Here is a 12,583-nt window from a genome sequence, read left to right as displayed (position 1 = left end):
GGCTCGGAGCGGGCGCGGGGGCGTTCGGCTTGGGGGCCGAGCCGCCCGGCTTCGGGGCGGACGCGGCGGGACGGCCGGCCGCCGGGGCGGCGGCGGGCTTGGCGCCGGAGGGCTTGGCGGCGCCGGACTTGCCGGCGTCGGGGTAGGCGCCCCGCAGCTTCTTCGCCACCGGGGGCTCGATGGTCGAAGAGGCGGAGCTGACGAACTCGCCGAGGTCCTTGAGGGTGTTCAAGGCCTCCTTCGAGGTGATGCCGAGCTCCTTGGCGAGCTCATGGACGCGGACCTTTGCCACGGTTCTCCTGTTCTGGCCTCACGGGCCGGAACGGGGCCGCCTCGCAGCGGTGTCCGTCTCAGCGCGTCGTGGGACCGTTGACGTTGCTCCAGGCCGCCGCGCGCGCCGTGAGGGCGCGCGCACCACGGCCTGCCTGATAGCAGGGGGTGAAGTTCATCGTTGGGCACTCATGCTTCAGTGCTCATCGGGTACGCATCAGATCTCTGACCCGCCTTCATCTGTCGGTCTGTCAGCCGGCGTCTCCGGCTCGCGTCCCAGGCCCTCGGCGTCGACGGCGGACCGGAAGGCCCGCCCGAACGCGCGGCGGCGCAGGGCGAGGAGGAGGCAGTCCCTCCCGGGGTGCAGCCAGGCACCCCGGCCGGGACGGCGCCGCTCGGGATCCCAGACGACGGATGGGGGTTCCGTCGAGGGGTCCAGCGCGACGCGCACCAGCTCTTGCTGGTCCGCCCTCGACCGGCATCCGATGCAGGTGCGCACGACCGTCCGAGACGTCATGCGCTCACCCCTCACGGGCGTCGGATCGAGAAAGGACCTCAACCATCCTAGCGCGTCCGGCCGCGGATCTGTTCCCGGCCCGGCTCAGCGGGCCGGGGCGGAGGCGTCCGAGCCGTCGCCCACGATGTCGATGCGCCAGCCGGTGAGCTTGGCCGCGAGGCGGGCGTTCTGGCCCTCCTTGCCGATGGCCAGGGACAGCTGGTGCTCGGGCACGACGGCGCGGGCGGAGTGCTGGTCCGCGTCGAGGACCTCCACGGACACGGTCTTGGCCGGGGACAGGGCGTTGGCGATCATCTGCGCCGGGTCCTCGGCGTGCTCGACGATGTCGATCTTCTCATCGTTGAGCTCCGTCATCACGGCGCGCACGCGGCTGCCCATCTCGCCGATCGAGGCGCCCTTGGCGTTCACGCCGGGGCGGGTGGCGCGCACGGCCATCTTGGTGCGGTGGCCGGCCTCGCGGGCGAGCGCCGTGATCTCCACGGAGCCGTCGGCGATCTCCGGGACCTCCAGCTCGAAGAGCTTGCGCACCAGGCCCGGGTGGGAGCGGGACACGGTGACGGAGGGGCCCTTGTTGCCGCGGGTGGCGGAGACCACGTAGGCGCGCAGGCGGCGGCCGTGCGAGTAGTCCTCGCCCGGCACCTGCTCGGGCGGGGGCAGGACGGCCTCGAGCGTGCCCAGGTTCACCTGGATCATGTGGCGGTTCACGCCCTGCTGGATGAGGCCCGAGACGAGCTCGCCCTCCTTGTCCTTGAACTCGCCGAGGACCTTGTCGTCGTCCTCCTCGCGCATGCGCTGGATCATCACCTGGCGGGCGGTGGAGGCGGCCACGCGGCCGAAGCCGTTGGGGGTGTCGTCGAACTCGCCGATGGGCGTGCCGTCCTCGTCCAGCTCCGTGGCCCACACCGTGACGTGGCCGGAGACCCGGTCGATCTCCACGCGCGCGCGCTTCAGGGCGCCGGGGGTGCGGTGGTACGCCATGAGCAGGGCCTGCTCGATGGTGGGGATCAGGCGGTCCATCGGGATCTCCCGCTCCGCCTCCAGCATGCGCAGCGCGCTCATGTCGATGTCCAACTCATGCCTCCGTGTGCTCGGCCGTCTGCTCGCCCGCGGCCGCGGCGTCGGCGGCCTGCTGAGCGGGGGTCCACTCTACCTGCACCACGGCCGGGCCGAGGCGGGCCAGCTCCACGCGCTGCGCGGGGAGCTCCTTGGCCTTCATGCCCTTCTTCGCGCCGGGGCGCACCTCGGCCAGCTCGACGGCGTCCTCGTCCGCCGCGAGCAGGCGGGCGGTGAAGGGCTCGCCGCCGTCCACGGCCACCTCCACGAGGCGGCCGACGTTGCGGGCGAAGTGGCGCGGCTGCGTGAGCGGGCGGTCCACGCCCGCGGTGGTCAGCTCGAGCAGGTACTCCCCCGCGCCGACGCCGGGCACGTGGTCCCCGAGGGCGTCCAGGGCGGCGGACACGCGGCCGCTGAGCCCGGCCAGCTCGTCCAGGCTCAGGCCCTCGGTGCCGGAGGCGCGGTCCACGACCACCTCGACGGTGGGGTGGGCGGCCGAGCCGGCGACCCGGATCTCCTCCACCACCACGTCGGCGGAGGCCAGGGCCTCCTCGACGCGGGCGCGCAGGGAGGCGGCGTCGTCGTGGCGGGCGGTGCTGTCCATGGGGGGTACCTCGCTGGTCTGTTCGGGTCGGTCGGGGACGGGTCGGGACGGGGTCAGCGCCGAGCCTATCCGGCGGCGCGGGGCGGGGCCGAGGCCTCCGCCCCGGGCCGCGGCGGGCGCGGCCCGGGGACGGGTCAGGGCAGGAGCGGGGCGAGCGTGTCCGCCCCGACCTTGACTATCAGCGCGGCCACCACGATCAGGTAGACGACCCGGATGAAGCCGGTGCCGCGCGCGATCGCCATGCGCGCCCCCACGTAGCCGCCCACCAGGTTGGCCGCGCCGAGCAGCAGGCCCAGGCCCAGCACGGCGTGGCCGGCGGGGATGAAGAACGCGAGCGCGCCGAGGTTCGTGGCGAGGTTCACGATCTTCGCCTGGGCCGAGGCGTGCAGGAAGTCGAACCTCAGCAGCAGCACGAGGCCCAGGATCAGGAACGTGCCCGTGCCGGGGCCGAGCACGCCGTCGTAGAAGCCCACCGCGGCGCCCAGGGCCACGGCCCGTGCCACCGCGGTGCGGCGCTCCGGGCCCACGCCGGCAGTCTTCCCCAGGCCGGGGCGCACCGCCGTGAACACGGCGACGGCGATCAGCGCCACGAGGATCACCGGGCGGATCACGCCGGCCGGCAGGCTCGCGGCCACCACGGCCCCGGCCAGGGCCGCGACGAAGGCGACCGCCGCCATCGGCAGCGCCGTGGACAGGTCCTGCCGCAACCGCCGCCGGTAGGTGATCGCCGACGTCGCCGTGCCGAACACCGAGCCCATCTTGTTGGTGGCCAGCGCCTGCACCGGGCTCAGCCCGGGCACGAGCAGCAGCGCGGGCAGCTGCAGCAACCCGCCGCCGCCCACGACGGCGTCGATCCAGCCCGCCGCGAAGCCCGCGGCGAGCACCAGCGCGATGAGTCCGGCGGTCAGCTCGACGGCGCCGAACCAGTCAGCGCCCGTCGCGCACCTCGGCCACGACGGCGTCGACGGCCTCGGCCACCGGCACCGAGCGGGCCTCGCCGGTGGCGCGGTCCTTGACCTCCACCACGCCGTCCGCCAGCCCGCGGCCGACCACCACGGAGGTGGGCAGGCCGATGAGCTCCACGTCGCCGAACTTCACGCCGGCCGAGACCTTCGGACGGTCGTCGAAGAGCACGGTGAGGCCCGCGGCCTCGAGCCCGGCGACGATCTGCTCGGCGGCCTCGAACACCTCGGCGCCCTTGCCGGTGGCGAGCACGTGCACGTCGGCCGGGGCCACCGCGCGGGGCCACACGAGGCCCTTCTCGTCCCGGTGGGACTCGGCGATCGCGGCCACGGCGCGGGTGACGCCGATGCCGTAGGAGCCCATGGTCACCACGACCTGCTTGCCGTTCTGGTCCAGGACCTTCAGGTCCAGGGCCTCGGCGTACTTGCGGCCGAGCTGGAAGATGTGGCCCATCTCGATGCCGCGGCGGGCCGTCAGGGGGCCGGAGCCGTCCGGGGCCTCGTCGCCGTCGCGCACCACGGTGGCCTCCACGACGCCGTCCCAGCCGAAGTCGCGGCCGGCCACGAGGCCGAACACGTGACGCTGGTCCGCGTTGGCGCCCGTGATCCAGGCGGTGCCGGCGGCGATGCGCGGGTCCACGAGGAAGGGCAGGCCGGAGACGGACTCCGCGCCGAGGACGGGGGCACCGCCGTCCGGGCCGGCGCCGGGGCCGATGTAGCCCTTGACCAGGGACGGGTGGCGGCGCAGGTCCTCCTCGGTGGCGGCCTCGACGCCGGGCTCGCCGCTCAGGCCGAGGGCCGGGGCCACCGTGGTCTCGAGGCGCTTGAGGTCCACCTCGCGGTCCCCGGGGACGGCCACGACGAACTGGCGGCGCTCGTCGCCGTCGAGCACGGCGGTGAGCACCACGCACTTGAGGGTGTCCGCGGCGGTCCACGCGCCCTCGGCGCGGGGGGCCAGCTCGTTGGCGACGTCCACGAGTGCGGCGATGGTGGTGGAGACGGGGGTCTCCTTGACCTCCGGCGCCGGCAGCGCGGCCATGGCCGCCTCGTCCAGCGGGGCCGGGGCCACCGTGGTCACGGCCTCCACGTTGGCGCGGTAGCCGCCCGGGGACTCCACGAAGGTGTCCTCGCCGATGGCGCAGGGGTGCAGGAACTCCTCGGAGCGCGAGCCGCCCATGGCTCCGGCGGTGGCCTCGACGGCCACGGTCTCCAGGCCCAGGCGGGCGAAGATGCGCTCGTAGGCGGCGCGGTGGGCCTCGTAGGCGTCGTCCAGGCCGGCGTCGTCCACGGTGAAGGAGTAGGAGTCCTTCATCACGAAGTCGCGCACGCGCAGCAGGCCCGCGCGGGGGCGGGACTCGTCCCGGTACTTGGTCTGGATCTGGTACAGGTACGCCGGCAGGTCCTTGTACGAGGAGTAGTGGTCCTTCACCAGGAGGGTGAACATCTCCTCGTGGGTGGGGGCCAGCAGCAGGTCGGCGCCCTTGCGGTCCTGCACGCGGAAGATGCCGTCCCCGTACTCGTCCCAGCGGCCCGTGGCCTCGTAGGGCTCCTTGGGCAGCAGCGCCGGGAAGTGCACCTCCTGGCCGCCGATCGCGTCCATCTCCTCGCGCACGATCTGCTCCACGCGGCGCAGCACGCGCAGGCCCAGCGGCAGCCAGGTGAAGGTGCCGAAGCCGGCGCGGCGGATCATGCCGGAGCGGACCAGCAGGCGATGGCTCGCGACCTCGGCGTCGGCCGGGTCGTCGCGCAGGGTCCGCAGGAACAGGGTGGACATGCGCAGGGCCATGGTGACTCCTCGGGGCGGGGACGGGGCGGGTCGATCCTATCCCCCGGCGCGCCGGCCACGGGGCCGCCGGACTCAGTAGAGGACGGTGGCGAAGGTGCCGCGCCGCTCGAACCCCACGCGCTCGTAGGTGCGCAGGGCCGGGGTGTTGTACGCGTTGACGTAGAGGCTCACCACGGGGGCCTGCAGGCGCACGTACTCCACGACGGCGGCCATCGCCGCGGCCGCCAGCCCGCGCCCGCGCGCGGCCGGGGCCATCCACACGCCCTGGATCTGGGCGCAGCGGGAGGAGAGCAGCCCGATGTCCGCTTTGAACCGCAGCGGCCCGCCGGCGTCCGCCGGCCCCGGGTCGATGAACACGCGCCCGGCGCGGATCAGCCGCTCCACGCGGTCCCGGTACTGGGCGGCGCCCCCGAGGAACGGGGAGAAGCCGAGCTCCTCCTCGAACATCGCGGCGCTGGCCGGCAGCACGCGCTCGAAGTCGCGCGGGTGCGCCTGGACCACGTGCGGGCTGGTCTCGGCGGCGCCGTCCGCGCCCAGCACCAGCAGCGGCTGGTCCTCGCGCACCGAGCGGGCCCGGTGGCCGGCGGCGGCCAGCGCCGAGCCGACGGCGAGCACCGGCTTCGCGGGCCCGTACAGGGACCCGTACCGGCGGCGCAGGGCGACCGCGGCCGCGCCGAGCGCCTCGGCGTCCCCGGGCGCCCAGCCGGCGTCCGGGGTCTCGGCCGCGGCGACGGGCACCACGTTCGAGCCGACCCACAGGGCGGCACGCAGGCCGGCGACGGGCGCGCCGTCGTCGTCGGTCCCCTCCCGCGCGTCGATGCCGAGGAACAGGGTGCCGGCCGCTCCCCCGCGCGGGCCGGCCAGCCGGCCGGCCTCGAGCAGGGAGTCCACGAAGACGTTGGACACGGGGGCGCGCGCGGACAGGGCCGCGAGCGCGGGGGTGTCCGCGTCGGTCAGCAGGCGGACGCGGCCGCCGGTGGCGGCGCGGGCCTGGCGGTCAGTGGACGGAGACCACCGGGGCACCGGCGGCAGCCTGGTCACCGCTCTCCTCCCCGTCGCCCATCTCGGTGGCGATGCGGTTGGCCTCCTCGATGAGGGTGTCGACGATCTGGTCCTCGGGCACGGTGCGGATGACCTCGCCCTTGACGAAGATCTGCCCCTTGCCGTTGCCGGAGGCCACGCCGAGGTCCGCCTCGCGGGCCTCGCCCGGGCCGTTGACGACGCAGCCCATCACGGCCACGCGCAGCGGCACCTCGAGGTCCTTGAGTCCCTCGGTGACCTCCTCGGCCAGCGTGTAGACGTCCACCTGGGCGCGTCCGCAGGAGGGGCAGGAGACGATCTCGAGCTTGCGCTCGCGCAGGTTCAGGGACTGCAGGATCTGCAGGCCCACCTTGACCTCCTCCACGGGCGGGGCGGAGAGGGACACGCGGATGGTGTCGCCGATGCCCTTGCCCAGCAGGTAGCCGAACGCGGTGGCGGACTTGATGGTGCCCTGGAAGGCGGGGCCGGCCTCGGTGACGCCGAGGTGCAGCGGCCAGTCGCCCTGCTCGGCGAGCAGCTCGTAGGCGCGGGCCATGATCACCGGGTCGTTGTGCTTCACGGAGATCTTGAAGTCCTTGAAGCCGTGCTCCTCGAAGAGGGAGGCCTCCCACACGGCGGACTCCACGAGCGCCTCGGGGGTGGCCTTGCCGTACTTCTTCAGCAGGCGCGGGTCCAGGGAGCCGGCGTTGACGCCGATGCGGATCGAGGTGCCGTGCTCGGCGGCGGCCTGCGCGATCTCCTTGACCTTGTCGTCGAACTTCTTGATGTTGCCCGGGTTCACGCGCACGGCGCCGCAGCCGGCCTCGATGGCGGCGAACACGTACTTGGGCTGGAAGTGGATGTCCGCGATCACGGGGATGGTGGACTGCTGGGCGATGACCTTGAGCGCCTCGGCGTCCTTGTCCGTGGGGCAGGCCACGCGCACGATGTCGCAGCCGGCGGCGGTGAGCTCGGCGATCTGCTGGAGCGTGGCGCCGATGTCGTGCGTCTTCGTGGTGGTCATCGACTGGACGGAGACCTGATGCTGCGAGCCCACGCCCACCGAGCCGACCCGGATCTGCCGCGTCGCACGGCGCGGGGCCAGGACGGGCGGCGGGGCGGACGGCATTCCAAGGCTGACAGGCACGGCAGCGCTCCTCACGGTTCTCTTCGGGGGTGGCGGCCGCGGGCCGCCGGTCTGCCGTCCATCCTAGGGCCCGCACCCGGGTGCGGGCCGAGGGCCGGGGCCCGGCCCTGGACGGAGGGCGGCCGCGTCGGCCGCGCGTCGGGCACGGCGACCGGCCGGCGCACGGGCTCAGAACAGGCGGATCGGCTCCACGATGTCCGCGACGATCAGCACCACGCCCATCACGAGCATGAGCCCGGCCACCGCGTAGGTCAGCGGCAGCATGCGGGCCAGGTCGAACGGCCCCGGGTCCGGGCGGCCGCGCAGCCGGGCCCAGCCGCGGCGCAGCGCCTCCCACAGCGCGCCGGCCACGTGGCCGCCGTCGAGGGGCAGCAGCGGGATGAGGTTGAACACCATCAGGGCCACGTTGACGCCGGCCACCAGGGACAGCAGCAGGGCCGCCTTGTCCGCGAGCTCCGCCTCCTGCAGCGCCGCAGCCTCGCCGGCGATCCGGCCCACCCCCACCACGGACATCGGCCCGTCCGGGTCGCGCTCGGCCGGGGTCACCACGGCCACGGCGGTGTCCCACAGCCGCTGGGGCAGCACGAGCACCACGTCGACGACGCCGCGCACCTGCTGGGCCACGACCGGCCCGGCCGCCAGCGGGCTCTGCCGCACGGTCTCGATCTGCGAGCCCATGCCGATGAACCCGACCTCCTCGGTCAGGGCGGTGCCGTCCGGGGCGCGCTCGGGGCGGCCGACGGCGTCCATCACCGGCCGCTGGGTCAGGCGCGGGGTGATGGTGGCGGAGTGGGGCTCGCCGTCGCGCTCCCACTCGATCGCGGTGGGCTGCCCGGCGCGCTCGCGGATCAGCCCGGACAGGGCGTCCCAGTCGTCCACGGGGCGCCCGTCGAACGAGGTGACGGTGTCTCCCGGGCGCAGCCCGGCCTCGTGGGCGGGCGCCACGGGGTCGCCGGGGCGGCAGTCCTGCCCGCCGCCCTCGGCGGCGCGGGCCTGCTGCTCGTCCGTGGTCACCACGCAGCGGTAGACCTCCGCCGCCGTGGTGCTCGGCTGGGAGGTGCCCACCGTGGTCACCAGCAGGGCCGTGACGCCGAGCGCGATGAGCAGGTTCATGAACGGCCCGCCGAGCATGATCACCACGCGCTTCCACACGGGCAGCTGGATGAACTGGCGGCCCTCGTCCGCCGCCGTGAGCTCCGCGGCGGCCTGGGTCCGCGCGTCGTCCGCCATCCGGCCCAGCTGCTGCACGAATCCGGTGGAGGCGGTGCGCGGCGCCTGGCCCGTGCGCGGCGGCGGGAGCATGCCCACCATGGCCACGTAGCCGCCCAGCGGCACGGCCTTGAACCCGTACTCGGTCTCCCCGCGGCGCCACGACGCGATCGTGGGGCCGAAGCCGATCATGTACTGCGTGACGCGCACGCCGAAGAGCTTGGCGGGCACGAGGTGACCCACCTCGTGCAGGGCGATCGAGACGGCCAGGCCCAGGGCCACCGCGACGACGCCGAGGACGTACCAGAGCACCTCCACGGCGCTCACCAGCGGGCCCGGGCGGCGGTGCGCGCCCAGTCCTCGGCCGCGAGCACGGCCTCCACGGTCAGGTCCTGCGCCACGTGCCCGTGGCCGGCGGCGCCGAGCACCCGGGCGGGCTCGTACTCGCCGACGACGGCGCGCACGGTGTCCACGATCGCGTCGAAGCGGATGCGCCCGTCGTGGAACGCGTCCACGGCCTCCTCGTTGACGGCGTTGAACACGGCCATGTGGGTGGGCGAGGCCGCGGCGGCCTCCTTGGCGGCGCGCACGGCGGGGAACGCGTCCTCGTCGAGGGGCTCGAAGGTCCAGGTGGCGGCGCGGGTCCAGTCGCAGCCGGCGGCGGCGCCGGGCACGCGGGACGGCCAGGCGAGCCCGAGGGCGATGGGCAGGCGCATGTCCGGCGGGGACGCCTGGGCCAGGGTGGAGCCGTCCGTGAACTCGACCATGGAGTGCACCACGGACTGCGGGTGGACCACGACGTCCATCCGCTCCAGGGGCACGTCGAAGAGCAGGTGGGCCTCGATCACCTCGAGGGCCTTGTTCACGAGCGAGGCGGAGTTGGTGGTGACCACGCGGCCCATGTCCCACGTGGGGTGCGCCAGCGCCTGCGCGGGGGTGACTTCGGCCAGGGCGGCCCGATCGAGGCCGCGGAAGGGGCCTCCGGAGGCGGTGAGCACGAGGCGGCGGACCTCGTCCGCGGTGCCGCCGCGCAGCGCCTGCGCCAGGGCCGAGTGCTCGGAGTCCACGGGCACGAGCTGCCCGGGGGCGGCGGCCGCCTTCACGAGCGCCCCGCCCACGATCAGCGACTCCTTGTTCGCCAGCGCCAGCCGGTGGCCCGCGTGCAGGGCGGCCAGGGTGGGGCGCAGGCCGATCGAGCCGGTGATGCCGTTGAGCACGGTGTCCGCGCCCGCCCACGCCGCGATCCGCTCGGCGGCCGTGGGGCCGGTGAACAGCGCCGGGCGCGGGGCGGGGACGCCCAGACGCGCGGCGGCGTCGGCGATCGCCGCGCGCAGCTCGTCCTCGGTGGCCGCGGCCGAGCCCACGGCTTGGACCTCGAAGCGCACCGCCTGCTCGGCCAGCAGGCCCGTGTTCGCACCCCCGGACAGGGCGACGGCGCGGAACCGCGCGGGATCCTGCGCGATCACGTCCAGGCCCTGGGTGCCGATGGACCCGGTGGAGCCGATCAGCGCGACGGCGCGCGGGGCGCCGTCGTCGTGAGCGTTCGCGCCGGAGGGGGCGCCCGCCGCGGGGAGGGTGTAGTCGGTGAGGGATCCGTGCGTCACCCGGCCATGATGCCAGCCGCGCCTGGACAGCGCCGGGACGGCCGAGGTGCCGGCCGGACCCGCTCGGCGGATCGACGGTTTCGGTCAGGGTCGACGGCCGTTCCGTCGGTCCTGACCGAAACCGTCGATCTGAGGGTCTCCGGCCGGCTGATCGGCCGAGCGCCGGACCGGCCCCTCGTGGGAGACCGCGCTCAGGAGCGGATCAGTGCTGCACCGGCTTCTCGGCGCCGATGCCGGTGAGGGAGCGGACCTCCATCTCGGCCTGCTTGTCCGGGTCCTCCGCGCGGGAGGAGGTGACGGAGCCGAGCCAGCCGAGGAAGAAGGCCAGCGGGATGGACACGATGCCCGGGTTCTTCAGCGGGAAGATCGCGAAGTCCGCGCCCGGGATCATCGACGTCGGCGCGCCGGACATCACCGGGGACAGCACGATCAGGATGATCGCGGAGAGCAGTCCGCCGTACATGGACCACACCGCGCCGCGGGTGGTGAATCGCTTCCAGAACAGCGAGTACAGGATGGTCGGCAGGTTCGCCGAGGCGGCCACCGCGAAGGCGAGCGCCACGAGGAACGCCACGTTCTGGCCCTGCGCGCCGATGCCGCCCACGATCGCCAGGATGCCGATCACCACCACGGTGATCTTGCCGATGCGGACCTCCTCCTGGGGGGTCAGCTGGTGCTTGGCGATCACGGAGCCGTACACGTCGTGGGCGAAGGACGCCGCCGCCGTGATGGCCAGGCCGGCGACCACCGCGAGGATCGTGGCGAACGCCACCGCGGAGATCACGCCGAGCAGGATGGAGCCGCCGAGCTCGAACGCGAGCAGCGGGGCCGCCGAGTTCTGGCCGCCCGGGGCCGCCATGATCCGCTCGGGGCCGATCAGGGCGCCGGCGCCGTAGCCCAGCACGAGGGTGAACAGGTAGAACGCGCCGATGAGCACGATCGCCCACACCACCGACTTGCGGGCCTCCTTGGCCGTGGGCACGGTGTAGAACCGCATGAGCACGTGCGGCAGGCCGGCGGTGCCCAGCACGAGGGCGATGCCGAGGGAGACGAAGTCCAGGCGGGTCAGCGCGCTCGCGCCGTACTGCAGGCCCGGCTCGAGGATCGCCTCGCCCTTCGGGTTGAGCTCGACGGCGGCGCCCAGCATGGCGTTGAAGTCGAAGCCGAACATGGCCAGGGACCACACGGTCATGATGCCGGCACCGGTGATGAGCAGGATCGCCTTGATGATCTGGACGTAGGTGGTGCCCTTCATGCCGCCGATCAGCACGTAGACGATCATCAGCACGCCCACGATCACGATCACGAGGGCCTGGCCTGCGCGGTCGTTGATGTTGAGCAGCAGGGAGACGAGGCCGCCGGCGCCGGCCATCTGGGCCAGCAGGTAGAACAGGCAGACGGCCATGGTGCCGAAGGCGGCGGCGATGCGCACGGGCTTCTGGCGCAGGCGGAACGAGAGCACGTCCGCCATGGTGAACTTGCCGGTGTTGCGTAGCAGCTCGGCCACCAGCAGCAGGGCCACGAGCCACGCCACGAGGAAGCCGATCGAGTAGAGGAAGCCGTCGTAGCCGTAGAGCGCGATGGCGCCCACGATGCCCAGGAACGAGGCCGCGGAGAGGTAGTCGCCCGCGATGGCCGTGCCGTTCTGCGTGCCGGAGAAGCCGCGTCCGCCGGCGTAGTAGTCCGCCGAGGACGAGCTCGTCTTGGACGCCCGGATCACGATCACGAGGGTGACCACGACGAAGGCCAGGAAGATGCCGATGTTCACGGCGGGGCTGCCGACCGCCTCGGGAGCGGCCTGGAGCAGGGGGGTCAGTGCGCTCATCGCGTGGCCTCCGGGGTCTCAGGGGCGCCGCCGGCGGCCTCGCGCTCGAGGCGCTCGCGCAGCGCCGTGGCGCGGGGGTCCAGGGTCCGGTTGGAGAAGCGGACGTAGGCGAAGGTGATCAGGAACGTGGTGACGAACTGCAGCAGGCCCAGGACCAGCCCCAGCGTGATGTTGCCGCCGAGGCGGATGGACATGAACTCCGGGAAGAACGCCCCCGCGATCACGAAGACCAGGTACCAGACGAAGAACGCCACGGTCATGGGGAACGCGAAGGAGCGATAGGTGCTGCGGAGCTCGGTGAACTCCTCGGACTGCTGTGCGGCGCGGAACTGCGCGGCCGTCGGGGCCGGCGCCGTGGGCTCGCTGGATGACATGGGCCCTCCGGGTGTGCGTGGAGCAGTGCTCCTGTGAGCAGGATCACTGTGATGACACGCACACTTTGCTAGGGCCGAGGGCGCACGTCAAAGGGGTCTGTATACAAATCCCGAGTGTGACGCAGTGTGACGCGCGCCACGGCCGGGCGGCTCCCCCGGCGGCGGGCGCCGCCGGGGGCGGCCCGTCGGCCGGCCGCGACCCGTCAGCCGGC

The 12,583-nt window shown here is 73.8% G+C and carries 12 protein-coding genes; all 12 read right to left on the bottom strand.

Annotated elements, in window-relative coordinates; all coding sequences use genetic code 11:
• A partial coding sequence (locus tag NWP10_RS07180; RefSeq protein ID WP_258300380.1) for a translation initiation factor IF-2 N-terminal domain-containing protein occupies positions 1-292 on the bottom strand: 292 nt, incomplete at its 3' end.
• Positions 293-487: 195 nt separating this feature from the next.
• On the bottom strand, positions 488-787 hold the full coding sequence (locus NWP10_RS07175; RefSeq protein ID WP_234404125.1) for a YlxR family protein: 300 nt from the start codon (positions 785-787) through the stop codon (positions 488-490).
• Between the two features lie 84 nt (positions 788-871).
• Complete coding sequence (nusA, locus tag NWP10_RS07170; protein WP_158492894.1) at positions 872-1,858, bottom strand: transcription termination factor NusA; 987 nt, start codon at positions 1,856-1,858, stop codon at positions 872-874.
• Between the two features lies 1 nt (position 1,859).
• The gene (gene rimP, locus NWP10_RS07165) at positions 1,860-2,444 is read right to left on the bottom strand and encodes a ribosome maturation factor RimP (RefSeq protein ID WP_258300379.1); all 585 of its coding nucleotides are present in this window, start codon (positions 2,442-2,444) and stop codon (positions 1,860-1,862) included.
• A 134-nt stretch (positions 2,445-2,578) separates the two neighbouring features.
• A complete protein-coding gene (locus NWP10_RS07160) occupies positions 2,579-3,328 on the bottom strand; it encodes a TSUP family transporter (protein WP_258300378.1) in 750 nt (249 codons plus the stop codon).
• 43 nt (positions 3,329-3,371) lie between these two features.
• Positions 3,372-5,192 carry a proline--tRNA ligase gene (locus tag NWP10_RS07155; RefSeq protein ID WP_017489363.1) on the bottom strand — a complete coding sequence of 607 codons (1,821 nt, stop codon included), beginning with the start codon at positions 5,190-5,192 and terminating at the stop codon, positions 3,372-3,374.
• Positions 5,193-5,264: 72 nt separating this feature from the next.
• Complete coding sequence (locus tag NWP10_RS07150; protein WP_258300377.1) at positions 5,265-6,215, bottom strand: DUF4081 domain-containing GNAT family N-acetyltransferase; 951 nt, start codon at positions 6,213-6,215, stop codon at positions 5,265-5,267.
• A complete protein-coding gene (gene ispG / locus NWP10_RS07145) occupies positions 6,190-7,341 on the bottom strand; it encodes a flavodoxin-dependent (E)-4-hydroxy-3-methylbut-2-enyl-diphosphate synthase (protein ID WP_258300381.1) in 1,152 nt (383 codons plus the stop codon). Before ispG ends, NWP10_RS07150 begins: the two co-directional genes overlap by 26 nt.
• Before the next feature lie 186 nt (positions 7,342-7,527).
• Positions 7,528-8,895, bottom strand: coding sequence for an RIP metalloprotease (locus NWP10_RS07140; protein ID WP_258300376.1), 1,368 nt, complete (start codon positions 8,893-8,895; stop codon positions 7,528-7,530).
• A complete protein-coding gene (dxr, locus tag NWP10_RS07135; protein ID WP_258300375.1) occupies positions 8,892-10,172 on the bottom strand; it encodes a 1-deoxy-D-xylulose-5-phosphate reductoisomerase in 1,281 nt (426 codons plus the stop codon). Before dxr ends, NWP10_RS07140 begins: the two co-directional genes overlap by 4 nt.
• 202 nt (positions 10,173-10,374) lie before the next feature.
• The gene (locus NWP10_RS07130; protein WP_258300374.1) at positions 10,375-11,997 is read right to left on the bottom strand and encodes a cation acetate symporter; all 1,623 of its coding nucleotides are present in this window, start codon (positions 11,995-11,997) and stop codon (positions 10,375-10,377) included.
• Complete coding sequence (locus NWP10_RS07125; RefSeq protein WP_017489643.1) at positions 11,994-12,371, bottom strand: DUF485 domain-containing protein; 378 nt, start codon at positions 12,369-12,371, stop codon at positions 11,994-11,996. The genes NWP10_RS07130 and NWP10_RS07125 overlap by 4 nt, the downstream gene beginning before the upstream one ends.
• Between the last annotated feature and the right edge of the window lie 212 nt (positions 12,372-12,583).

Origin of the sequence: Micrococcus sp. HG099, from assembly GCF_024723355.1 — a bacterium.
Taxonomy (GTDB): Bacteria; Actinomycetota; Actinomycetes; order Actinomycetales; family Micrococcaceae; genus Micrococcus; species Micrococcus endophyticus.
The sequence above is the reverse complement of the archived record's forward strand: the minus strand, read 5'-3'. Positions and strand labels throughout refer to the sequence as shown.